Raw genomic sequence first — 22689 nt, 5'->3', positions numbered from 1 at the left:
CCCCCCCCCCCCCCCCCCCCCCCCCCCCCCCCCCCCCCCCCCCCCCCCCCCCCCCCCCCCCCCCCCCCCCCCCCCCCCCCCCCCCCCCCCCCCCCCCACGACGTTGTAGCCTTCCGGAGCACGCAGAGGCAACGGCCGACGACTGGAGGGAGGCGCCATGAGCATGTTCTGGGCGCGCCTGACCATCGACCAGGGCCGGCGACAGACCACGGGATGTTGCGACGAGAACCGCTCGTCCACCATCACCATCGAAAGGTCCCGTCATGTCCACCCCCACGTCTGCCCCCAGCCCCGCGGCTGAGGCCACCCCGGCTCCGCGTCCGCGTCGCGGCATTCCCTTCTGGGCCAAGGTCTTCATCGGCCTGGCCGTCGGCATCGTGCTCGGCTACCTGGCCCGCCGCTACCAACTGGAGTGGCTGACCGAACTGCTGGTCACCGTCGGCAGCGTCTTCGTCAGCCTGCTGAAGGCCGTCGTCGTGCCACTGGTGCTCTTTGCACTGGTGGTCTCCATCAGCAACCTGCGGCAGGTCAACAATGCCGCGAAACTGGCCGTCAACACGCTGGTCTGGTTCGGCATCACCGCCGCGGTGAGCGTGGCGATCGGCATCACCATTGGGCTGCTGACCAATCCCGGCGCCAACGCGTCCATCGACACCGCCGGGGCGCAGGCCGTCGCCACCCAGGGCAGTTGGCTGGACTTCCTGAAGTCGCTGGTGCCCAGCAACATCCTGGGGCTGCAGGTGGATTCATCGCTCAAGGGCGAGGGAGCCAATGTGGCCGTCACCAGCACTCTCAGCTTCAACGTGCTGCAAGTGGTGGTGATCGGCATCGCGCTGGGCGCCGCCGCACTGGCCGTCGGCGAGCAGGTTGCCGCACCCTTCGTGAACTTCGCCACGGCTGGGCTGGAGATCTTCCAGAAGCTCACCTGGTGGATCATCCTGCTGGCCCCGATCGGTTCTGCCGGGCTGATCGGCAAGGCCGTCGCCAACTACGGCTGGGATCTGGTGGCGCCGCTGGGCATCTTCACCCTCGACGTGTACCTGGGCTGCGCACTGGTGATGTTCGTGATGTATCCGGCGCTGCTGGCGCTGCACGGGCTCAACCCGATCACCTTCTTCAAGGGCGCGGGCCAGGCAATCCAGCTGGCCTTCGTCTCACGCTCGTCGGTGGGCACGCTGCCGGTCACCCAGCAGAATGTGATCGACCGGTTGGGCGTGCCGCGCGAGTACGCCTCCTTCGCCGTGCCGATCGGCGCGACGACCAAGATGGATGGCTGCGCCTCGATCTACCCTGCCCTGGCCGCGATCACCGTCGCGCAGCTCTTCGACGTGCCGCTCGGCCTGACCGACTACCTGCTGATCGCCTTCGTCTCCGTCGTCGGGTCCGCCGCGACGGCCGGGCTGACCGGCGCCATCGTGATGCTCACCCTGACGCTGTCGACGCTGGGCCTGCCGCTGGAGGGCGTCGGCCTGCTCCTGGCCATCGACCCGATCCTGGACATGATGCGCACCGCCACCAATGTGGCCGGGCAGGCGGCGATCCCGGTGATCGTCGCCAAGCGCGCCGGAATCCTGGACGAGGCGGTCTACAACGGGCAACGTTCTGCCCACGATCCCGCCGGGCCCACCGCGCAGCGCGAAGGTGCAACGGTCTGACGGTTGTGGCTCCGGGCCCGGGGTCCCCGGGCCATGGTGCACGTCCAAGTCGCACCCCGCACCCGCTGCAGCGCGTGCATCGTGACAGTTGGACGCGCAGCGTGACCGGACCCCGCCCAGCGGAGCGAGACAAGGCGCGTCATGCGAGACAAGCGGGGCGCCCGGAGGATTTCTCCTCCGGGCGCCCAGTTGTTTGTGCTGTGGCGATCAGATGTCGCGACGGCCGTCCCGGTTCAGGTCGCCGTCACGGACGTCATTGCGCAGGTTGCCGGTGCGCACGTCGGTGTCCTGACGCAGGGTGCTGGTGCGCTGCGGCTCACGGGTCTCGACGTGGGCCGGACGCACGGTGGTGTGATGCTCGGGCTTCTTCTTCAGCCCGGCCAGACCGGCCAGGCCGGCGAGGCCCAGCAGGCCCCACAGGCCGGTGCGGTCCTTCTTCTCCACGGTCTTGGTGGTGTGCTCCACCGGGGCGGAGCTGGACGTGCCAACCGGGGCCGGGGTGGGCGACATGGTCTCGGCCTGAGCGACGGCGGGGCCGCCGAGCAGGATGACGGTGCCGAGGGCCGAAGCGGCGAGGGTCTTGCGCATGGGAGTGCTCCTGGTACTTGGGGGTGGATGACCTTGGGGAAGAACGACCCGCACCGTCATCCGGGATGTCGGGCCGCTCTTCGACGGTAAGCGCCACAACCCCTCAGCGGCGAACCAATCCACCGTCAGCGAACGGATCCCACCCCTAGGGGTGCGCCCTGACAAGTGGCTACACCCCAACGGACGCATCCTTTGGGGTGGGGCCGATCCAACCACCTCCGATGAGGGATCAGCGCTGCACTCGGGCATTGCCCGCGACGATGGCCCACACCTGGGCTTCGTCGGCAGGGGCGGCATTGTCCGTCAGGGAGGTGGCCGCCATCGCGCCGGTGGCCCAGCCGAACTGGGCGCACTTGGTCACGTCCCAGCCCTTCAGAACGCCATAGAGCACGCCGCCGACGGATCCGTCGCCGCCGCCGATCCGGTCCAGCACGTCGATGTCGCGCAGCTCCTGCACGGTGAAGGTGCCCTCGGCTCCCCCCTCGGTGCTCCACAGGACCATTCCCCACTTGTGGTGGTTGGCGCTGACCACCTCACGCAGCGAGGTCCCGATCATGGAGGCATTGGGGTAGGTCTGCTTGATCCGCACGATCATCTGCTTGAAGCCGTCGATCTTGGCGTCGATGCCCTCACCACCGGCCTCCGGCCCCGGGATCCCGAGGCACAGCTGGAAGTCCTCCTCGTTGCCGTAGAGGATGTCGCACTGTTCGGCGATGGCGTGGAAAGCAGCAGAGAGCTCCTGCTCGCGGCCCTTCCAGAAAGAGGCGCGGTAGTTCATGTCCATGCTGACCAACGTGCCGTGCTCCTTGGCCTTCTTGGCCAGCTCGACGCAGAAGGCGCTGGTCTTGGACGACAGGGAGGCCACCAGCCCGGACATGTGCAGGATCTTCACGCCCTCGTCACCGAAGAGCCGGTCCAGGTCGAAGTCGTCAACGCTGAGCTCGCGGCCGACCTCGCCCGCGCGGTCATTCCACACGCGCGGGGCACGGCCGCCGAAGCCGGAGTCGGCGATGTTGAACTGGTGGCGGTAGCCCCAGGCGTCGCCCTGCGGGACCTCCGGGCCCTCGAAGGCCATGCCGCGGGCGCGCAGCTGCGCCTTGATCAGGGCGCTGATCGGGGAGCCCTCCACGAAGGCGGTCAGCACCTTGGCGGGCTCACCCAGGTAGGAGGCCACGGCGGCCACATTGGCCTCGGCCGAGGTGGCCTGCATCAGGAAGCGGTCACTGACGTGGACCCCCTGACGGTTCTCCGGGGTGATCCTGATGCCCATGCTGGTGGGCACCACCAGCGACCATCGTGCGTCCTTGCGAAGCTCCATCTCGCCCTCCATGTTCGTGGAATGTCCTCCCCACCCTTGCCGATCGAAACGGGGCGCACAACGGGTTGTCACCGGTTGCCGTGCCGGGGCCCACGGCTGCCGATTTCGCGTGGGCCCGTTGTAGCGTTCTGGCCATGGACTTCACCGTGCTCGACGCCATGCCCGCCCCCCTGCACAGCGCAGTGGGCCGGGTGCGCGGCTGCCTGCGCGGCCGACGGGTGGCCGTGGCCTATTCGGGTGGCGTGGACTCAGCCGTCCTGCTGGCGCTGGCCGTCGCGGAGTTGGGCACCGATCGGGTGGTTGCGGTCCTGGGGATCTCCCCCTCGCTGGCTCCCGACGAGCGAGCCGCCGCCCATGCCGTGGCGGACCAGATCGGGATCCGGGTCACCGAGGTGCGCACCGACGAGGCCTCCGACCCCCGCTACCGCGCCAACGGGCCGGACCGCTGCTACTTCTGCAAGGACGAGCTGTTCACCCGGATGGGGGCCGCAGCAGACGAGCTCGGCGTCGATGCCCTGGCCTATGGCGAGAATGCCGACGACGCCCTGCGCCCCGACCGCCCTGGCTCCCGCGCCGCCACCGAGCACCAGGTGCTGCGGCCACTGGCCGATGCGGGCATGACCAAGGCCGACGTGCGCGAGGTGGCCCGAGCGTTGGATCTGCAGTGCGCCGACAAGCCTGCAGCCCCCTGCCTGGCCTCCCGGATCCCCCATTTCAGCGAGGTGCTGCCGGAGAAGTTGGTGGCCGTCGCAGCGGCAGAACAATGCGTGCGGGGTCTGGGCTTCAGCGACTGCCGGGTGCGTCACCACGGCGAGGTCGCCCGGCTGGAACTTCCGGAAACTGAACTGGCCCGCGCGCTCGAACCCGCGGTGCGGAGAGCCTTGCTGGACGGCGTGAAGGCCTGCGGATTCCGGCACGTGACCATCGACCTGGCCGGGATCACCTCCGGCATGTTCACGCTGTCGGTGCTCAACTCCTCGGGAGACTCACGACGTGGCTGAGTTCGAGGACATCACACTTGACCTGGCCCGTACCGCCCGGCGCGGCTATCCCGAGGCCGTCTACGGCGAGGGCAAGAGCCCCGAGCAGCTGGCGTCGATCGCGAGCCGCATCGCGCAGGCCGTGGCCGACGGCACCACGAGCGGTGCGACGCTGTTCACCCGCGTCGACGAGGCCCGCGCCCACGCGGTGCTCGATGTGCTTCCCGACGCCCGCCACGAGCCCGAGGCCCGGCTCGTGGTCTGGCCTCCCGAACCTCCACAACCCGACGGTGGTCTGGTGGTGGTCTGTGCCGCCGGCACCTCGGACCTGGCGGTGGCCCGCGAGGCGCAGCTGACCGCCGAGTACCTGGGGCGACGCACCGAGCTGGTGATGGACGTCGGGGTCGCCGGGCTGCACCGCGTGCTGGCCCGGCTCGACCTGCTGCGTGAGGCGACCTGCATCGTCGTGGTGGCGGGCATGGACGGGGCACTGCCCAGCGTCGTCGCGGGGCTCGTCTCCTGCCCCGTGGTCGCCTGCCCCACCTCGGTGGGCTATGGCGCGGCCTTCGGCGGTGTCGCTCCCCTGCTCTCGATGCTGAACGCCTGCTCCCCCGGCGTCGCCGTGGTCAACATCGACAATGGCTACGGTGCGGGACACCTCGCCGCCCAGATCGCGGCCCCGCGGGCCTGACCGGGCCCAGGTCCAACGCCACGGCCGGGAGTACGGGAATGGATCGAGCGAGCCGACGGTTGTGCTTCCGGACGACAACCCCGATGGAAAGACGAGCCAGTGACCGACCTCTTTGCCCCCGCCACCGCAGGTGCCCTGCAGTTGAAGAACCGCGTGATGATGGCGGCGCTGACCCGATCGCGTGCCGGTGAGGACGGCGTTCCCACCGACCTGCACGTCGAGTACTACGCCCAGCGCGCCACCGCGGGCCTGGTGGTGACCGAGGGCACCCGCACCAGCGAGGTGGGGCAGGCATTCATCGGACAGGCGGGCATCCACACCGACGAGCAGGTTGCCGGCTGGCGACGGGTCGCCGATGCGGTCCACGCCGCGGGCGGCACCATCGTGATGCAGATCATGCACGGCGGCCGCCTCACCCTGCCCAGCATCAACAACGGTGAGCAGGCGGAGGCGCCCAGCGCCATCGCCCCGGTGATGCGCGACGCCCAGGGCGGGGAGGTGCGCGTCAGTCTGCATGGTGCCGACGGCAGGCAGGACGTCCCCGCGCCTCGCGCACTGGAGACCGACGAGTTGCCGCGCATCGTGGACGAGTTCGTCACCGCGGCCCGCAATGCCGTCGCGGCGGGCCTGGACGGCGTCGAGCTCCACAGCGCCAACGGCTACCTGCTGCACGAGTTCCTCGCCTCCTCGGGCAACCAGCGCACCGACGAGTACGGCGGCTCGCCGGAGAACCGTGCCCGTCTGGGCATCGAGGTGGTCCGTGCCGTCGCCGCCGAGATCGGGGCCGACCGGGTCGGTCTGCGCATCTCGCCCGAACACAATGTCCAGGGCCTGGTGGAGGACGATCGTGCCGACGTCCTGGCCACCTACGGTGCCCTGCTGGACGGACTCGCCGACCTGGACATCGCCTACCTGTCCATCCTGCACGCTGACATCGACGGCGACCTGGTGTCAGCCCTGCGGGCCCGGTTCGGCGGATTCACCCTGCTGAACAGCGGTTTCGGCTCGGTCACCACCCGGGAGGAGGCCGCTCACATCGTCGAGGACGGTCTGGCGGATGCCGCCGTGGTGGGGCGCCAGCTGATCGCCAACCCCGACCTGGTGCGCCGTTGGCAGGAGGGTCTGGAGCTCAACACGCCGGACTTCTCGACCTTCTACACCCCCGGCGCGCACGGTTACACGGACTACCCCTTCGCGGGCCAGGACGCGTAAACGCCCGGCGCCTCGCCCCGCTCCCCTTGAATCGCGCCAGTCACCAGATCGTCGCGGCATCAGCGTGCGATACCAAGTTGGTATCATGTGTTCATGGCAATGACTCTGCGACTGACCGAGGACGATGAGCGAGTTCTCGCGCGCCTGGCCGAGGCGGAGGGCATCAGCCGTCAGGAGGCCACGATCCGGGCAATCCACGAGGTGGCGACGCGCCGTGGCCATGAGCGCAAGGTCTCCGACGCCTCGCAGCGGGCCCGGGCGCGCTATGCCGACGTGCTGGAGCGGCTCGGGCAGTGACCGAGTACCTGTCGCTGGAGGACCTGTTGGTGCTCGTCGATGACCTGGGTGTCGGTCCAGTGCGGGACCTTGGGTTGTTGGATTCCGCTGCGCATCGGCCGATGACGAGTTTGTGGGGACGTGAGGCCTATCCGACGCTGGACGAGAAGGCGGCTGCACTGTTGGAGTCCCTTGTTGGCAACCACCCGTTGGTGGACGGCAACAAGCGTCTCGGATGGCTCGCCACCGTCGTCTTCCTTGACATCAACGACGCGTGGGTCGAAGCGCCAGATGACGACGCCTATGACTTGGTCATTGCGGTGGCCAGCGGGCAGCTGAATCTCGTCGAAGTTGCCGACACGCTTGCTCGCTGGCACTAGGCGGGCGCTGGGATGACAGGGGCCGCGCCAAGGTCGGGCGCACGTGAATTTACAGGGGGCCTTCGGTTGGAAGCGGATGCTGTCCGGGGTGTGAATTGCCGACAGTGCGACCACGGTGTTGATTCCACGGCCCCAGGAAAACGACGCCCATCGTGAGGATGGTGCCCAAGGCAGCAAGGATCCCGCAGTACAGCGAGCGGATAAGGGCGGAATCACCGCTCACGAACAGAGCGACCGAAGAAAGGGACCATCACCGGATGAGCACGGCCAATGATCAATACTGGGGGCATGGCCGAGGAAGAGCGCAAGCCGGTACCTGGAACCGTCAAGTGGTGGCAGCTCCCGAGCAGGGATCGCAACATCTACCTGATCGGCGTTTCGTTCGTGGCTCTCGGTGCGTTGTATCTCGTGCTCTTCGACCGGTTCCAGTTCCGCATCTCTATGTCTTTGATCGCGTTCGGGCTATTCATCGTGTTCCGAATCGCACGACGAAACCCCGGGTTGTGACCACACGCTGACCACACCGTCGAGGTGCGGCTCCCCACCCGCGTCCTGTGATGGTTCGGTCGAGAGGCCGCTGCCCCGAGCCTTGAGGCCAGACAGACTGTCAGTTGTACTGGAAGCGAGCCTGGATGATGACCAGATCGTCGCCGTCGACGAGGTAGACCAGGCGGTGCTCTTCGGCGATGCGACGTGACCAGGCGCCGGCGAGCATGTGTCGCAAGGGCTCGGGCTTGCCGATCCCCGAGGTGGGGTCGCGCAGGGCGTCGTCGATGAGGCGGTTGATGCGCTTCAGGGTCTGCCTGTCGGCCCCCAGCCAATGGGTGTAGTCGCCCCAGCCATTGGGAGTGAAGACAAGCCTCATCGTTCGAGGTCGTGCTCGACGAGCACACCAGACCGCGCCTGCTGCAGGCTTTCGAGCAGGTGACGGGCATTGGCGGGCACGCGCAGCAGGTGGGCGGTCTCCTCGAGTGCGTCGTAGTCCGCCCGGGACATGAGGACGGCATCGCCGTTGCGGGAGGTGATCTCGACAGGTGCACGGTCTTCGTTGACCTGCTGGATCAGCGGGAAGAGATTCTTGCGCGCCTCGCTAGCGGTGACAGCCACAACGCCTCCTTCAAATTGTACGAGATCTGGTACCAGTATGCGTCAGTGTGGCACTGGCGCCAAACATCCGACTCTTGGCACGGCCGAGTACTCACACACCCGCGATGGTCGCGGCAAATGATCGCGTTCGTCAGACGGCCCTGCGTCGGCCGGCGAGCCGCAGCGCGGCGCCTAGCAGGACGGCGATGGCGGCCGCCAGGTAGCTGGCTCGGTAGCCCGCGACGGCGGTGTGGCCTGTGGTCTGGGAGGCGGTGACGAGCCACCGGCCGGCCTGCGAGCCGAGGAGGCTGGCCAAGGGCGTGAGCGGCGCGGTGCCAGCGACGTAGGTGGCCATCATCGTGTTCGGGACGGTGCCCTGCAGGATGGCGCCCTGCACGCTGGACCACAGGCCGAATCCGATTCCGGCGAGGAGCATTGCCGCCACGCAGACGCCCAGGTTGGGGGCCAAACCGTAGCCGAGGTAGCCCAGCGACAGCACCGCCGCGCCGGCGAGCAGCACGGTGGTCATCGGATGTCGTGAGGTGGCGCGGTGCGTGATGCGGTAGGCAAGCAGGCCGCCGATGGCGAACGCTGCGGGAATCCAGCCGTAGTGCGCCATTGGGATACGCAGGCCGTCGATGGCCAAGGGCGTCATGGTCTGGTTTGTCAGGCCCAGGGCGAGTCCGTAGCCGATCACCGACCAGGTCACGAGCGCCACGTGGGTGTTGCCGGTGAACGCGAAGCGCAGGCCCTGCCAGATCGACGGGCGGACCTCGTGCCGCGGGCTCCGGGGCGTGAGGTCGTCTTCCAGCCGGTAACCGCCGCGCACGATGCCGGCAGAGACCAGTGAGCATGCCAGTCCAATGGCGAGCCATGCGGGCAGTCCCCCGCGGGCGAAGATCGCAGGTGTGATCGCCGACGAGATCAGCCCCACACCGGACAAGGCCAGGAAGTTGAGGGCCCCGAAGTAGGCCCGCTGGTGCTCGTGCAGGTTGCGTTGGGCAGCGGCAGCGCGGGCCGGTGGGAAGAACAGGTCAAGGGCGCCCAGTGTCGTTGCGACAGCGAGCGTCGCGACCACGCCTCCGGAATGACGTCCAAGTGCCAGGCCGAGGACGCATACGAGACCACGGGTGAGGTTGGCGACGATGAGCACCGTAGGTTCGACCACGCGGTTACAGACTCCGGCGACCAGTGGGGCCAGAACGATGCGTGGCACCGTGTTGGCGAGGATTACCCACGAGACGAGCTGGGCGATCCGTGCTGGCGTGGTTCCAATGGTCGTGGCCCACAGTATGAAGGCCGTGACGAGCCCGAAGTTCCCGACAGATTCCACCAACTGGGCCAGGAACAGGCTCTGCTGGTTGCGGCTCAGGTCCCGGAAACCCAGTCGTTGGTCGGTCACCCCAGCCACCATGCCACACCTCTGTAGGCCTCCCATGGGTGGGGCAACCAGCGGCAAAAGTGCGCGTCAGAACTGGGGTCGGGGATCGTCGACAAGCCGGCTGAGGATGACAAGATCGACCTTGCCCTCATGGACATGTCCGGCGCGGCGGAGCGTGCCTTCTTGGATGAACTTCGCTTTGCGGGCCGTGGCCAGCGAGGCCGCGTTGTCAGTGGCGACGAGCACCTCGACGCGGCCAACGCCTTGGGTGTCGAGGGCCCAGTCGGTGATGGCGGCGAGTGCTCGCGCGGTGATGCCACGGCCGCGAGCCCACGGCCCGAGCCAATAGCCGGCCTCAGTCTTGGCTACGTCCCAGTCGGTGTTCTTGAGTCCGATCACGCCGACGAATTGCCCGTCGACTTCGATGGCTCGCTCTAGGGCGGTGCCGCTGGCCAGCTCCTGGGGTGCGATCTCCATCGCGAAGAACCGTGCGGATTCCTCGGTGTAGGGCTGGGGCAGGGGAAGCCACTTCTGGGTCTGCGGGTCCGAGCAGGCGATCGCGATCGCGGGCACGTCGGCCTCGGTCAGTGGGCGAAGCACGACCCCGTGGGACTTGATGACTTCATCTGCAAACGACGGCATGACGAGACCCTAGCTGGCCTTCACGTGGCTCTGCGATGCAATTTCTGCCCACCGGGACGTCGTCCGACTCTCGGCGTGACCGGTTGCTCACGCACCCGCAATGCACCATGAGGCTATGCGCTCGCGGTCCATTGCCGCGCGGCAGAAGGGGTAGTCAGTCGACGTAGATCGTGGAGCGATGCCCCAGGTCGAGGGCGACGATGACAACGTCACCGCGTCGAATGTCGAGGATCACCCGGTAGTCGCCAATGCGAAGTCGCCAGAGTCCCGCCATGGGACCGGTGAGGGCCTTGCAGGAGTCGGTGGGGTCATCGAGGGTGGCCAGGCGCTCGACGCTGTCGAAGATCCGTCGCGCTAGGGGCTTGTCGAGCCTGCGCATCGCCTTGGCGGCACGCGGGGCGTACTCGATCTTCCAAGTCATGAGAAAAGTTCGGCGGCCAGATCTTCACTGGAGGTGGTCTGCAGTTCGCCGCGGCGGATGGCCTCGGCTTCGCCGCGCAGCTGGTAGGCGTACTCCAGTTCGTCGAGGTGTTCGAGCAGTGCCTCGCGGACGTAGTAGGCAGCAGGGCGTCCGGTCGACGCGCTGAGGGCGTCCAGACGCTCCTTCACTGCGGCGTCGACTCGGATGCTCATCACCGCTGTAGACATGTATACAGCCTAGGTCCGAGGAGCTCTGGGAACAACCAGTCATCGTGTTGCATCCGAGGAGCCCTGGGCAGCGAGGACGTTCACGCGTCGCAGCGCCTCGGCCTCGGGAATGTCCAGGGCTGCGGCCAGCGCCTGCACGTCGCGGAACTCCGGCTGCGAAGTCATCACCTCACCGTCCAGCAGCCCCTGCTTCACCTGCACCACGTGACCTTCGATGTTCACCGGCACCCAGCGACGCTCCAGGGCGGTGCGGTCGACGAGCACCTCCCGGATGCCCAGCGTCGTCGTGTGGCGGAAGACCAGCGGGCGCAGCCGCTCCGGATCGTCGGTGAGCACGTGCAGGGTGTGCGCCGGGCGCCCCTTCTTCATCAGGATCGGCGTCAGCCAGGCGTCCTTTGCTCCGGCGGCGAGCAGGGCGTCAAGAATGCCCGGCCACAGCCGCGGATCCAGGTCGTCGACATTGCACTCCAGCACCGACAGCCGTCCGGCACCGCCGATCGATTGCTCCTGTCCCAGCACCACGCGCACCACATTCGCGTGGTGCGGGAAGTCCTTGGTGCCGGCGCCGGTCCCCGTGGCCCGCACAGTCATGGCGGGCATCGCGCCCTGGTCCTGCCCCGCGACGAAGGCGACCCCCGTCGGCGTCGCGAGCTCCGTCTTGGCGGGGCCGGGCTGCACGACGAGGCCGATTGAGAGCTCGGCGACGGCCGGACCGGGCACGGCCAGCTCACCGTGCGCCATCCGAATCGTGCCGCTGCCCACCGACAGGTCACCGACGACGATGCGCTCGACGCCCAGGCTGTGCAGCGCAGCGCAGCCTCCGACGATGTCGGCGATCGAGTCCCAGGCGCCGACCTCGTGGAAGTGCACCTCGGAGACCGGCACCCCGTGCGCCCGGGACTCCGCGACGGCGATCCGCTCGAAGACGGCCAGTGAGTGGTCGCGCACGGCCTTCGGCAGGCCCGCGGTTCGGATCATCCGTTCGATGTCGACCCAGGCTCGGTGTTCGTGCGCGTGGTCATGGTGGTGCCCCTCGACAAGCTCGGGGACCGGATCATGGTGCGTGGGGCTGACGTGCGCCTTGGTGGCGCGCATGCCGTGGCGCACCACCTGCTCAGTGCTGATGGTCACCTCACCCGGCGCAACCGCCTCCACGGCCTCGCGCACGGCATCCAGACTGGCACCGGCGTCCAGCAGGGCCCCCAGCAGCATGTCGCCGGCAATCCCGGCACTCGCGTCGATCCAGCAGGTCAGCCCAGCCATGCCTCCACCTTTCGTCTCCCCCACCCTTCCATGCCCAGCCCTTGGACGTGGAAGGGCCGTGACGGGGGCTCTCCCCCGCCACGGCCCTCATTTGCTCGTCAGAGCTTGGCCTGCCACTTGCCCGCCCAGACCAGGTCATTGGGCGTGCCCTTGAACTCGCTCTTGCCCTCGAGCTTGTCCAGCACCCCGGTGATGACGTCGGGGTTCGACTGGTAGGCGTTGACGAAGCACTTGACCATCGTCAGGTCGTGCAGATGGGTGGTGAAGTTCAGGCTCACCGCGAAGGTGGGCACCTCGTACACGTACCAGGGGATCTCATTGCTCATGGCCGCACTCCACTGAATGCGGTAGTTGTTCTGCGCGCCGTAACCGATCACCTCCGCGATGAACAGTGCCGCATCCGTCTCGGCCTTGTACTGCTCGATCGAGCCCTTGACTCGGCTGCCGCCCTCCTGAACGCTCACCTCATAGCCACGCTCGGTCAGCTCGTCGACGAACTGCTGCACGGTGTTGTCGTTGCCGGAGTAGATGCCGCCCTTCTCACCGGCGACGTAGTAGAGCTTGATCCGGCGGTGCTTCTGGGGGGTGAGCGGCAGCTCGTCGAGGGTGTTCTTCACCAGCGTGATGCCCTTGTCCGCAGCGTCCTTGCGCATGGCCAGGTGCTCCTGGCAGCCGACGACCTCGAGCTCCTTGGCATCCTTCACCAGGGTGCCGTTGGCCTTCTTCTCGTGCAGGCGACGCTTGGCCTTCAGACCCAGCACGCGACGCAGCGCGTCGGTCATCCGCTCCTCGGTGATGACACCGGACTTGTAGCCGTCGAGCATGTAGCCGAAGTCCTCGTCGATCTGGTTGAAGAACAGGAACATGTCGCAGCCGGCGGCGATCGCCTTGGGGACGTAGTCCTTGCGCTGCATGGCGGCGGTCATGCCGAGCATGTGGCTGGCGTCGGTGATCAGCATGCCGTTGAAGCCCAGCTCCTCCTTGAGCAGGCCGGTGGCCAGCTCGGGGGCGAGAGTGGCGGGCAGGATGTCCTTGTCCTCCAGCGACGGGTCGAGCTTCTTCTGCCAGGCCGGCTGGGCGATGTGGCCGGCCATGAACATCTCCACGCCGTTGTCGATGTGATGGCGGTAGACCTTGCCGAAGGAGTCATTCCACTCCTCCACCGAGAGCTCGTTGACGCCCAGCACCAGGTGCTGGTCACGTTCCTCGGTGCCGTCGCCGGGGAAGTGCTTGATGCAGACGTTCACGTCGCTCTTGCGCATGCCGTCGATGTAGGCCTGCGTGTACTTGATGACGTCGTCGGCATTGGTGCCGTAGGCGCGGGTGTTGACGATGGTGTTGCGCCAGTTGAACAGGATGTCGACGCACGGGTCGAAGTTGGTGTTCACGCCCAGGGCACTCTCCTCGACGCCCGAGACGTAGCCGGCGTTGTAGGCCACCTGGACATCGCCCGAGGCCTCGCACTGGGCACCGGAGGCGATGTAGGTGCCGTCCTTGCAGGCGCCGTTGCCGCCCGCGTCACAGTTGGCGGCCACCATCAGCGGGATCTTCGAATCGGTCTGCAGCTCGTTGATCAGCTGCTGCACCTGCTCCGCGGTACCACCCTCGTAGCGGGCGCCACCGATGTGGTAGCGCTCCAGGATCTGCTGGTTGGTGAGTTCATTGCCGCTGTAGGCGTCCTTGCCGAAGAAGAACAGGGTGGTGAACAGCTGGCCCACCTTCTGCTCATCGGTCATGTCCTTGATGGTGTCCTCGACCCACTGGATCTGGGCTTCGTCGAGGTTGTAGGGGCTGGCGGTGAGGTCTACGAGCTTGGGCATCGATGCTCCTTCTGAGTGGTGATGTGGCCCCTCGACAAGCTCGGGGACCGAAAGGGTTCAGGTTCGGGGACCGAAAGGGGGTCAGGCCCGGACAGTCGGCCTGGTCCCGGCTGCTTGTCAGGCCCGGACAGTCGGCTTCTTGACCGTGCGGTTGCCGGAGATGGTGGGCCACGGGACCTCGGCGGGGAGATAGGTCTCGAACTCGGCGACCAGCGCCTGCTGGTAGGTGCCAGCGAAACTGCCGTCGAGGAACTTCGGCAGGGCCTCGGCGACGAAACGCTGCCAGGACTCCTTCTCACGGCCGGGATTGATCGGGTAATACAGGCACTCGGCCTTGGCCGCCGCGTCGCGGTCGCCGGGAGCATCCCCGATCAGCATGATCTTGTCGGCCTCATACTTGCCCTTGGCGGCGTACTCGACGTGCTGTGCCTTGCCACCCATCTCCTGACCGGCGATCACCTTCATGTACTGGGCCAGACCGTGCTCGCCCCACTCCTTCTCCAGCGCGTGCAGCGGCGTGGCCGAGACGGTCATCTGGTCGACGCCGGCCTCGTCCATCGCCTGCATCGCCTCGCGGACACCCGGGAAGGGGCCGCACCCGTGCACCATGTCGGCGATGGTGGCATTGACACCATTGCCCCAGCGGATGCACCGGTCGATGGTCTCGGACGGGTGCTCCGCGGCGTAGGCGGCAATCCCCTTGTCGGACAGCGGGTGTCCAGAGTTGATGAAGTCGGTGAGTTCCGGGTACTCGGGAATGATGACTCCGCGCTCGGCCACCTCGGTGCGGTCGCGCAGCAGGTCCAGCAGCTGGCGCAGCGCCAACCAGCGGTTCAGGCCGCGGGTCACCGAGCCCAGGTTGACGAACAGGGCGGTCTCGCGGGCCAGCGTGGAGATGGGCTGCAGGTCGAAGTACTTGATGTAGCAGGGGGTGAAGCACTCGGTGTGCTTGATGTCCATGGCGTCCATAGCGCAACCGTCGGAGTCGATTCCCACGAAGAAGTCGCTCGTTGGGGTGAAATCCAGCAGCACCTGTGCTGCCGCGGGCATCTCGGGCATCCTTGCTCCTTCATTTGGCTTGTCGAGACCAACTCTGGTGCGCCCAGGCCCCGGACAGGCAGTGGTTGCCACCAATTGCCGGTCTGGGACCCCGTCGGCCGAGCACGCGCAGGAGGCCGGAAGGATCAGACTGCGTGTGCCCGCAGCTCGTCCAACTGGGCCAACACCGTCTCCAGCACCTGGGGTTGGTTGATGCCCAGCCGGTCCAGGACGGCCAGCACAGAGCTCGTCTCGTCCCCGGCCACCATCTTCTGCAGCTCGTCGACCTGCGAGTCCTGGACGGGCGCGCCCATGCCACGCAGGTGCAGGATCCAGGCGGCGACGGCACGGGTGGCACCGGTGGCCACCTCACCCTGGTCCAGGGCGGCCTTGATGGTCGGCACGTGGCGGATGGCCACCTTTTGCGACCCGTCGGCGGCGATCTGCGCCAGCAGGTGCCGGATCCGCGGATTGCGGTAGCGCTCCAGCAGTGCCTGCCGATAGTCATCCAGTTCCTGCTGGGGAAGGGTCAGGTAGTACTTGCAGGCGTCATCCCAGAACTCGTTGACCCAGCCCAGCAGCAGCTCGTCGTTGATCGCGTCGCAGACGGTCTCCCGCCCCAGGATGGGGCCGGCATAGGCCATCAGCGAGTGCGATCCGTTCAGCATGGTCAGCTTGCGGGCCTCGTGCGGCATCACGTCCTCCACGAAGCGTGCACCCACGCCGTCCCAAGCCGGTCGGCCCGCAACGAAGTCACCACTGAGCACCCATTCGCTGAAGGGTTCGGTGACCACGAGCGCCGGGTCCTCGATGCCGGTCTGGGCCGCGACGCGTTCCCGGTCCTCGTCGGTGGTGCGCGGCGTGATCCGGTCCACCATGGTGGTCACGACGCCCACATTGGCCTCGATCCACTCCACCAGCGACGGGTCGACCGCAGCGGCCGCCTGGCTGATGACACGCTTGACCATCGGCCCGTTCTCCGGGATGTTGTCGCAGGGACAGAAGGTGAGCTCCCCTGCCCCGGCGGCGCGGCGGGCCAGCAGGCCGGCGACGAACTTGGCCGGAGCAGTGGAGACCGTGGCCGCGGTGTCCTGCTTGAGGGCGGCAAGGTCCACCGCCAGCTGCTCATGGCCCAGGTCAAGGTTGCCGTCGGCCGCGCGCAGGTAACCGGCCTCCGTGATGGTGGAGGTGACGATGGCCAGATGCGGGTCGGCGAAGTAGCCGCGCCAGGCCTCGAGGTCATCGGCGGCATGCACCTCGGACAGGCAGCTGATCACCTCCACCTGGTCGCCCTCGGGGTCGGCGACGCACAGCTGGTAGAGCCCCTCGGAGGGCTCGAGCGTCTGGGCGATCGCCGGGGAACGGCCGGTGAAGGCGGCGATCCCCCACTGCTCGGCATCGGAGGCGTGCTCGGTGTACCAGGCCTGGTGGGCGCGGGTGAAGTTCCCGATCCCCAGGTGGACGATGCGCACGGGGGCCTTGGGACGGCCATGCTCGGTGCGGTTGAGTGTGGTCACAGCTTGAACACCTTCTTCGGGTTGTCGACGACCAGCTTGATGGCGGTCTCGGCGGCCTCGTCCTCGTCCAGGCGGTGCTGGGCGACGAGTCCGGCGAGGTGGGCGCAGTCCAGGCGACGGGACATGTCGTGGCGTGCGGGGATGGAGCAGAAGGCGCGGGTGTCGTCGATCATCCCGGACAGGCGGCTGAAACCGGCCATCTCGGTGGTGGACTGCTTGAAGCGCATGATCGACTCGGGGGCGTCGATGAACCACCACGGCACCCCGATGTAGAGACTGCGGTACCAGCCGGCCAGCGGCGCGATCTCGCGGCTGAAGTTGTCCTCGTCGAGGGTGAACAGCACGAGGTTGAGGTTGGGGTGGTTGCCGAAGGCATTCAGCACCGGCTGCAGGGCCCGGGTGACCTCCAGCCGCATCGGGATGTCATTGCCGACGTCGGCCCCGTAGCGGGCGGTGGCCTCGGCGTCGTGACCGCGCACGACGGCGGGGTGCAAGGTCATGGTCAGGCTGTCCTCGGTGGCCATCCGCACCTGGTCGGTGAGCAGGTGGCGGCGCAGCTGGTCGCACTGCTCGGCGCTGGCCTCATTGCGGCGGGCCAGCTCGAAGAGCTTGCTGGCCTCGACGGCATCCGGGGTGACGGTGCCCAGATCGGCATGCGAGTGGTCGGTGGAGACCGCACCGTGCTGCTTGAAGAAGGCGCGGCGGTTCTCCATGGCAGCGGTGTAGTCCGCCAGGTTGGAGATCTCCATCCCGGCGGCCTCACCGAGGGCATTGACCAGGTCATTCCAGTCCCGACGGCCGGGTTCCAGGTACTTGTCCGGGCGGAAGGTGGGAACCACCCGGCGGGTGAAGGACTCGTCGGCGGCGATCTGCTCGTGCTTGTCCAGGGAGTCGCAGGGGTCGTCGGTGGTGGCGATGAAGGCGATGTCGAAGCTGTCCATCAGGGCCCGGGGGCGCATCTCGGGCGTCGCCAGCTTGGCATTGATGGCGTCGTAGATCTGATCGGCGGTCTCGGCGCTGGGCCGCACGTCGATCCCGAAGATGCCGACCAGCTGGTCCTGCATCCAGTAGCGCATGGCGGTGCCGTTGTAGTCACTCCAGTGCTCACAGAAGGTGCGCCAGGCGGTGCGGGACTGCTCGTCGGTCAACTCGGTACCCACCGGGACGCCCAGCGTGGACAGCTCCACCCCGTTGGCGTGCATGATCCGGTTCACGTAGTGGTCCGGCGTGATCAGCAACTCGGTCGCGTTCTTGAAGGGAATGTCGTCGGCGATCCAGGCCGGAGGCACGTGACCGTGCGGTGAGAGGATCGGGAGGTCCTTGACCTCGGCGTAGAGCCGACGTGCGATGTCGCGGACGCCGGGCTCCGCGGGGAGCAGTCGGTCGGGGTTGAGCGTCATTGCCTGTGCCATGGGTCCATGCAACTGCATGACTCTGACACTTTTCCACGGGTTGCCACCTGTTGCCGGTTGTGCGCGGCCGCACGGAATCGTTCGGCCAATCGGGCTGCCGCCTCGCGCAGTTGGGGCCCGTCGACGATCTCGAAGCCGCATGGCAGCGGTGCCAGGTATTCCGCCAGGTAGGCCTCGGGGTTGTTCGTGGAGCCGACGAGGATGCACCGCCCGGGCTCATCTGCGGCTTCCAGGGCGCCCATGGTGCCCCGCAGCCATGGCCGAGCATCGTCCAGCGACGCATCGAGCACGACGCGCACCGGGTGTCGCCAGCCTGTGGACAGGTGCTCGGTGACGGCGGCCACGGGGTCGAGGTCTGCCGGCGGCTCGAAGCGCGCCTCACACTCGACGACATCCTCCACCCGGTCGAGACGGTAGGTGCGCACGGCCTCGGCCCGGTGGGAATGACAGAGCAGGTACCACGCCCCGCGACGCACCACGACGGCCCATGGGTCCACGCGTTCCCGCCAGGCCCGGTTGCCCGTCACATAACCGATCTCGACGGTGCGCTGCTCGGCGACGGCGGCCACGACCGCGGCCGTCGTCGTGGGATCCGGGGCGATTGTGAGGGTCTTCTTCGTGGCCGCTGCGTGTTCCAGCACGAGGGAGGCCGGCCGGGCCACATTCTCCGGCAGCGCGGCGACGAGCTTGTCCAGTGCGGCGCCCGCCGTCTCCGGATGGCCGCCACTGAGCACGGCCATGACCAGGCCCAGTGCCTCCGTGGCGCTGAAGACCATCGGTGGGAGCCGAAGCCCCCGCCCCAGGCGATAGCCACCGTGAGGACCACGCGTTGACTCGACGGGTATGCCGACGTCGCGCAGCGTGGCGACGCTGCGCCTGGCCGCGCGCTCCGTGACGCCCAGCCTCTCGGCCAACTGCCCGGCGGTGATGCCGGGCCTGGCCTGGAGGGCTTCCAGGGTCAGCAGGGTTCGGGCTGTGGGGCCGGCGTCAGGGAACATGCTTGGAGACTGCCACATGAACCGCCCATTTTTCGTCCGGATTGAGCCCTAGCGTGATGGACATGACACAAGACACAGCAGCGCGAGTCATCGCCCACGAGGCCGAGCGCCTCTCCGACCTCCTGGCCTCGTGCAGCCCAGACACCCCGGTGCTCACCTGCCCGGGCTGGACCGCCAAGGACCTGCTGTGGCATGTGGCAGGTGTGCACCGCTTCTGGGCCGAGGTGCTGCGCCAGGATCCGGAGGCATCGCAGGTGCAGGCGATCGAGTCCGGCGCACCGGACGAACCCACGACGATCGACGCCATGCTCCCCGTGCGTGCGGCGTGGACTGCCGCCCTTTGTGAGCAGCTCGACGTGCTCGGTGACGCCACCCCGCGGTGGTCGTGGTACCCGAAGGAGCAGACGGTGGGGTTCACGCGTCGGATGCAGCTGGCCGAGGCGACCATGCATCGCGTCGATGCCGAACTCACCGCCGGACAAGGGATCATGTCGCTGCAGCCCGAGGTGGGCCAGGCGGTGGCGCACCACGCGATCACGGTCATGCACGACCTCGAGCCCCGGCTCCCCTGGCTTCCCCCCGGCGGCCAGCTCACGGACCACGGCACCGTCGGCATCGAGGCAACGGACTGCGATGCGCAGTGGCTGGCGGGGGTGCGTTCATATGCGTGGCAGGCGGAGGACGGGCAAGTGAACACCGTGTGGGGGTTCGCCCCGCAATCGGAAGGTGCTGCCGCGGCGACGGTACGCGGCACCCTGCCCCAGCTGGCGCTGTGGCTGTGGTCCCGCCCTGCCGAGGTGACCGTGGCCGGCGACGGAGCAGTCCTGGCTGCCATCACCGCTCTGCACGAGGCTGGCGTCCAGTAACCATGACCAGCATCGTCCCACTCGGCCCGGACACCTGGCACCTGTTCAAGGAGCTGGTCAGCCGCAACAACGGCGTGTACGGGGGTTGTTGGTGCATCGGCTACCACCCGGAGTGTGGCCGGATCCCCAGGTCTGCACACCAGCAGGTCAAGCATGACCGGGTGATGGACGACTCGGCGCACGCTGCGCTCGTGGTGGATGCCGACGGCAGGTGTCAAGCATGGGCCCAGTTCGGCTCCCCGGAGGAATTGGCCGGCATCAAGCACCGCCGCGCCTATGAGAAGGAACCACCGATGGCCCCGGACTGGCGTCTCACCTGCGTCTACGTCGACCCGAAGCACCGCGGCCGCGGCCTGGCACGGATCGCCGTGCAAGGGGCACTCGACCTCGTCGCCGAGGCGGGAGGCGGCGTGATCGAGGCCATCAGTGAGACCACCAGCGGCCGCGCAGCACAGGGACGTTTCCTGTTCACCGTCACCGCCGAAGTGCTCGAAGACCTGGGTTTCACACCGATCCGGCAGGTGGGCAAGCACGCATGGATCATGACGCGAACCGTCCACGCAAGTGATGGCAACGGCTTGCCGTCGTGTTGATCGGTCGCTTGACTGGCTCCATGACCAGCATGAGCGAGAACTTCCGTGTCGAGTCCCTCGGCGGGCCCCACCAGCACGTCACGAACCAGGACTTCGAGGCCTTCGTCGAGGCCAACCTCGCCCGGGCGGACGTCGACGGCAAGAAGGTGGTCCTCGTGGTGCCCGATGGCACCCGCTCGATGCCGCTGCCCATGGTGTTGAAGGTGGTGCACCGCTGCCTGTCCCCCCGCGTCGCCGAACTCACCGCCGTGATCGCATTGGGAACCCACTCCTACATGGAGCCCGACGAGATCGACCGCTGGTTCGGCGTCGGGGGCGAGGGCCAGCCCGCCACCCTGGACGAGGCCTACCCCGGCATGCGGGTCGTCAACCACGAGTGGCAGGACCCCGACCAGATCGTGAAGGTGGGCACCCTGAGCGCCGAGACCATCAAGGAGCTCAGCCAGGGCGCCCAGGACATGGCCGTCGACGTGGAGATCAACCGCCATGTGGTGGAGGCCGACGTGAACATCGTCATCGGCCCGGTCTTCCCCCACGAGGTGGTGGGCATCAGTGGCGGCAACAAGTACTTCATCCCCGGCTGCGCCACCCACGACGCCATCGACCTGTCCCACTGGGTCGGCGCGCTGCTGGGCGTCGAGAAGGTGATCGGCACCACCGGGATCACCCCGATGCGCGCCATCATCAATGCCGGCACCGACCTGATCCAGAACGAGAAGCTGGCCCTGTGCCTCGTGGTGGAGTCCGGCAGCGGCGAGCTGGAGGCCGCCGCCTTCGGCACCAGCGAGGACTCCTGGGCCGCGATGGCCGAGGTGGCAGCGCAGAGCCACATCACCTGGGTGGACGAACCCTTCCAGCGGGTCATTGCCTGCATGCCCACCCGCTACGACGACATCTGGACCGCCGCGAAGGGTTGCTACAAGGCGCAGCCGGCGATGGCCGACGGCGGTGAGGTGATCATCCACGCCCCGCACGTCACCGAGGTCTCCGAGGTGCACCATGAGATCTACGAGATCGGCTACCACTGCATCGAGTACTTCACCAAGCAGTGGGACCGCTTCAAGGACGTCCCCAAGGGAGTGCTCGCCCACTCCACCCACGTGCGGGGCGCCGGCAGCTACGACGCCGAGACGGGCGTCGAGACCAACCGGATCAAGGTCACCCTGGCCACGAAGATCCCGCGTGAGGTGTGCGAACAGGTCAACCTGGGCTACCTGGACCCGGACAGCCTGGACCTCGAAGCCGAGGCGAAGGCGCCCGGCACGCTGGTGGTGCCCAATGCCGGGGAGATCCTGTTCAAGCTGAAGTAGGCCTCGGCGGGGCCGTGGACTCCCGCTCGCGGAAGGCGACGGGCACGACGATGGGTTCACTGCCCCGCCACTGCTTGCCCTCGGTCATGGCGACGACATTGACCATGGCCAGCTCCCCCAGCCGGACCAGCGGGGCGGCGACCGTCGTCAACCGAGGAGTGACCAGGTCACTTCCGAAGGAGTCGTCGAAGCCGACGATGCTGATCTCGCCGGGAATGTCGACGCCACGTTCCCGCAGGCGGCGCATCATGCCCAGCGCCATCAGGTCGTTGTAGGCCACCACGGCCGTCGCCCCGCGCTCCAGCAGCACGTCGGCCGCCTTCGCGCCGCCCGCCAGCGTGGGCTGGAAGGGGCCGATCCGGTGCTCGGCGAAGACCAGTTCGTGCGCCGCCTCCCGGAAGGCCCGGTAGCGAGCCCCATCGGCCCAGGAAGCTTCGGGGCCGGCCGCGTACCAGATGGCGCGGTGCCCCAGGCTGGTCAGGTGCTCCACGGCCCGTCGCATCCCCCGGGCACTGTCCGGGATGATCGACGGCAGGCCCTGCACCACCCGGTTGAGCATCATCACCGGGATCTCCTTGGCCATCTGGCGAAGCTTGGTGTCGTCCACCCGGGAACTGGCGATCACCAGGCCGTCGATCAGCGGCAGGGTCCGGTTCAGGATCGAACGCTCCAGACTCTCCGATTCCTGCGTGTCCACCAGCATCACGCTGCGGTCCAAGGCCACCGCGCCCTTCTCGGCGCCGCGGATGATCCCGAAGTAGAAGGGATTGGTGATGTCGGAGACGGCCAGCCCAATGGTGCGGGTGCGCTGGCGACTCACCGCGGGCGTCACGACCATCGGTTCGGCCCGGTAGCCGAGCTCCTCGGCCACTTGCCGGATCCGCTGGGCGGTGGCATTGCTCACCCGTCCCGGGCGCGAGAAGGCGCGCGAGACCGTGGATGCGGAGACGCCGGCCTCTCGTGCCACGTCGTAGATGGTCACCTTCGACATGGAGCGCATCCTACCCACGCAGGG

Annotated in this window: 25 protein-coding genes; 10 read left to right on the top strand and 15 right to left on the bottom strand. The window is 67.8% G+C overall.

All coding sequences use genetic code 11. The annotated features are described in order from the left end of the window. The first annotated feature begins 263 nt into the window (after window positions 1–263). Window positions 264–1655, top strand: a complete 1392-nt coding sequence (locus AAEX57_RS10505; RefSeq protein ID WP_342092524.1) for a dicarboxylate/amino acid:cation symporter — start codon at window positions 264–266, stop codon at window positions 1653–1655. 207 nt (window positions 1656–1862) lie between these two features. Here AAEX57_RS10505 and AAEX57_RS10500 read toward each other — a convergent pair whose 3' ends face one another. Both AAEX57_RS10500 and AAEX57_RS10495 read right to left on the bottom strand, forming a co-directional pair. After that, window positions 1863–2243, bottom strand: a complete 381-nt coding sequence (locus AAEX57_RS10500) for a WGxxGxxG family protein (RefSeq protein WP_342092523.1) — start codon at window positions 2241–2243, stop codon at window positions 1863–1865. Between the two features lie 229 nt (window positions 2244–2472). Beyond that, on the bottom strand, window positions 2473–3561 hold the full coding sequence (locus AAEX57_RS10495) for a PfkB family carbohydrate kinase (protein WP_342092522.1): 1089 nt from the start codon (window positions 3559–3561) through the stop codon (window positions 2473–2475). 134 nt (window positions 3562–3695) lie between these two features. Here AAEX57_RS10495 and larE point away from each other — a divergent pair, with 134 nt between their 5' ends. From larE to AAEX57_RS10465, 6 genes are all read left to right on the top strand, one after another. After that, complete coding sequence (gene larE / locus AAEX57_RS10490; RefSeq protein ID WP_342092521.1) at window positions 3696–4562, top strand: ATP-dependent sacrificial sulfur transferase LarE; 867 nt, start codon at window positions 3696–3698, stop codon at window positions 4560–4562. Then, window positions 4555–5232, top strand: a complete 678-nt coding sequence (larB, locus tag AAEX57_RS10485) for a nickel pincer cofactor biosynthesis protein LarB (RefSeq protein WP_342092520.1) — start codon at window positions 4555–4557, stop codon at window positions 5230–5232. Before larE ends, larB begins: the two co-directional genes overlap by 8 nt. 99 nt (window positions 5233–5331) lie before the next feature. Continuing rightward, a complete protein-coding gene (locus tag AAEX57_RS10480) occupies window positions 5332–6444 on the top strand; it encodes an alkene reductase (protein ID WP_342092519.1) in 1113 nt (370 codons plus the stop codon). Between the two features lie 93 nt (window positions 6445–6537). Beyond that, complete coding sequence (locus tag AAEX57_RS10475; protein WP_342092518.1) at window positions 6538–6741, top strand: CopG family transcriptional regulator; 204 nt, start codon at window positions 6538–6540, stop codon at window positions 6739–6741. Next, the gene (locus AAEX57_RS10470; RefSeq protein ID WP_342092517.1) at window positions 6738–7100 is read left to right on the top strand and encodes a type II toxin-antitoxin system death-on-curing family toxin; all 363 of its coding nucleotides are present in this window, start codon (window positions 6738–6740) and stop codon (window positions 7098–7100) included. The genes AAEX57_RS10475 and AAEX57_RS10470 overlap by 4 nt, the downstream gene beginning before the upstream one ends. Before the next feature lie 288 nt (window positions 7101–7388). Continuing rightward, on the top strand, window positions 7389–7607 hold the full coding sequence (locus AAEX57_RS10465; protein WP_342092516.1) for a hypothetical protein: 219 nt from the start codon (window positions 7389–7391) through the stop codon (window positions 7605–7607). Window positions 7608–7707: 100 nt separating this feature from the next. Here the strand turns inward: AAEX57_RS10465 and AAEX57_RS10460 are convergent, their stop codons facing one another. The 12 genes from AAEX57_RS10460 to AAEX57_RS10405 form a co-directional block, all read right to left on the bottom strand. Next, a complete protein-coding gene (locus tag AAEX57_RS10460; protein ID WP_342092515.1) occupies window positions 7708–7965 on the bottom strand; it encodes a Txe/YoeB family addiction module toxin in 258 nt (85 codons plus the stop codon). Continuing rightward, window positions 7962–8207, bottom strand: coding sequence for a type II toxin-antitoxin system Phd/YefM family antitoxin (locus AAEX57_RS10455; RefSeq protein ID WP_342092514.1), 246 nt, complete (start codon window positions 8205–8207; stop codon window positions 7962–7964). The genes AAEX57_RS10460 and AAEX57_RS10455 overlap by 4 nt, the downstream gene beginning before the upstream one ends. 130 nt (window positions 8208–8337) lie before the next feature. Continuing rightward, window positions 8338–9588 carry an MFS transporter gene (locus tag AAEX57_RS10450; RefSeq protein ID WP_342092513.1) on the bottom strand — a complete coding sequence of 417 codons (1251 nt, stop codon included), beginning with the start codon at window positions 9586–9588 and terminating at the stop codon, window positions 8338–8340. A 66-nt stretch (window positions 9589–9654) separates the two neighbouring features. Continuing rightward, a complete protein-coding gene (locus AAEX57_RS10445) occupies window positions 9655–10209 on the bottom strand; it encodes a GNAT family N-acetyltransferase (RefSeq protein WP_342092512.1) in 555 nt (184 codons plus the stop codon). Window positions 10210–10363: 154 nt separating this feature from the next. Next, complete coding sequence (locus tag AAEX57_RS10440) at window positions 10364–10630, bottom strand: type II toxin-antitoxin system RelE family toxin (protein ID WP_342092511.1); 267 nt, start codon at window positions 10628–10630, stop codon at window positions 10364–10366. After that, window positions 10627–10857 carry a type II toxin-antitoxin system RelB family antitoxin gene (relB, locus tag AAEX57_RS10435; protein ID WP_342092510.1) on the bottom strand — a complete coding sequence of 77 codons (231 nt, stop codon included), beginning with the start codon at window positions 10855–10857 and terminating at the stop codon, window positions 10627–10629. Before relB ends, AAEX57_RS10440 begins: the two co-directional genes overlap by 4 nt. A gap of 39 nt (window positions 10858–10896) precedes the next feature. Beyond that, a complete protein-coding gene (gene larC / locus AAEX57_RS10430) occupies window positions 10897–12120 on the bottom strand; it encodes a nickel pincer cofactor biosynthesis protein LarC (protein ID WP_342092509.1) in 1224 nt (407 codons plus the stop codon). A 98-nt stretch (window positions 12121–12218) separates the two neighbouring features. Next, a complete protein-coding gene (locus tag AAEX57_RS10425; RefSeq protein ID WP_342092508.1) occupies window positions 12219–13940 on the bottom strand; it encodes a glycoside hydrolase family 3 protein in 1722 nt (573 codons plus the stop codon). A gap of 117 nt (window positions 13941–14057) precedes the next feature. Then, complete coding sequence (locus AAEX57_RS10420; RefSeq protein WP_342092507.1) at window positions 14058–14999, bottom strand: HAD family hydrolase; 942 nt, start codon at window positions 14997–14999, stop codon at window positions 14058–14060. Window positions 15000–15124: 125 nt separating this feature from the next. Then, a complete protein-coding gene (locus AAEX57_RS10415; RefSeq protein ID WP_342092506.1) occupies window positions 15125–16495 on the bottom strand; it encodes a mannitol dehydrogenase family protein in 1371 nt (456 codons plus the stop codon). Then, window positions 16492–17907: a glucuronate isomerase gene (gene uxaC, locus AAEX57_RS10410; RefSeq protein WP_342092505.1), complete on the bottom strand. Its 1416-nt coding sequence runs from the start codon at window positions 17905–17907 to the stop codon at window positions 16492–16494. The genes AAEX57_RS10415 and uxaC overlap by 4 nt, the downstream gene beginning before the upstream one ends. Beyond that, the gene (locus AAEX57_RS10405; RefSeq protein ID WP_342092504.1) at window positions 17892–18905 is read right to left on the bottom strand and encodes a helix-turn-helix transcriptional regulator; all 1014 of its coding nucleotides are present in this window, start codon (window positions 18903–18905) and stop codon (window positions 17892–17894) included. The genes uxaC and AAEX57_RS10405 overlap by 16 nt, the downstream gene beginning before the upstream one ends. Before the next feature lie 62 nt (window positions 18906–18967). Here AAEX57_RS10405 and AAEX57_RS10400 point away from each other — a divergent pair, with 62 nt between their 5' ends. The 3 genes from AAEX57_RS10400 to AAEX57_RS10390 are packed head-to-tail and all read left to right on the top strand — an operon-like array spanning window position 18968 to window position 21674. After that, the gene (locus AAEX57_RS10400) at window positions 18968–19771 is read left to right on the top strand and encodes a maleylpyruvate isomerase family mycothiol-dependent enzyme (protein ID WP_342092503.1); all 804 of its coding nucleotides are present in this window, start codon (window positions 18968–18970) and stop codon (window positions 19769–19771) included. Window positions 19772–19773: 2 nt separating this feature from the next. Continuing rightward, window positions 19774–20364: a GNAT family N-acetyltransferase gene (locus AAEX57_RS10395; RefSeq protein WP_342092502.1), complete on the top strand. Its 591-nt coding sequence runs from the start codon at window positions 19774–19776 to the stop codon at window positions 20362–20364. 20 nt (window positions 20365–20384) lie between these two features. Then, the gene (locus tag AAEX57_RS10390) at window positions 20385–21674 is read left to right on the top strand and encodes a lactate racemase domain-containing protein (protein ID WP_342092501.1); all 1290 of its coding nucleotides are present in this window, start codon (window positions 20385–20387) and stop codon (window positions 21672–21674) included. Here AAEX57_RS10390 and AAEX57_RS10385 read toward each other — a convergent pair. Beyond that, window positions 21661–22665, bottom strand: a complete 1005-nt coding sequence (locus AAEX57_RS10385; protein WP_342092500.1) for a LacI family DNA-binding transcriptional regulator — start codon at window positions 22663–22665, stop codon at window positions 21661–21663. The genes AAEX57_RS10390 and AAEX57_RS10385 overlap by 14 nt on opposite strands. Between the last annotated feature and the right edge of the window lie 24 nt (window positions 22666–22689).

Origin of the sequence: Luteococcus sp. H91 (assembly GCF_038433135.1) — a bacterium.
Lineage (GTDB): Bacteria > Actinomycetota > Actinomycetes > Propionibacteriales > Propionibacteriaceae > Luteococcus.
This window is presented reverse-complemented; position numbering and strand designations above follow the sequence as displayed.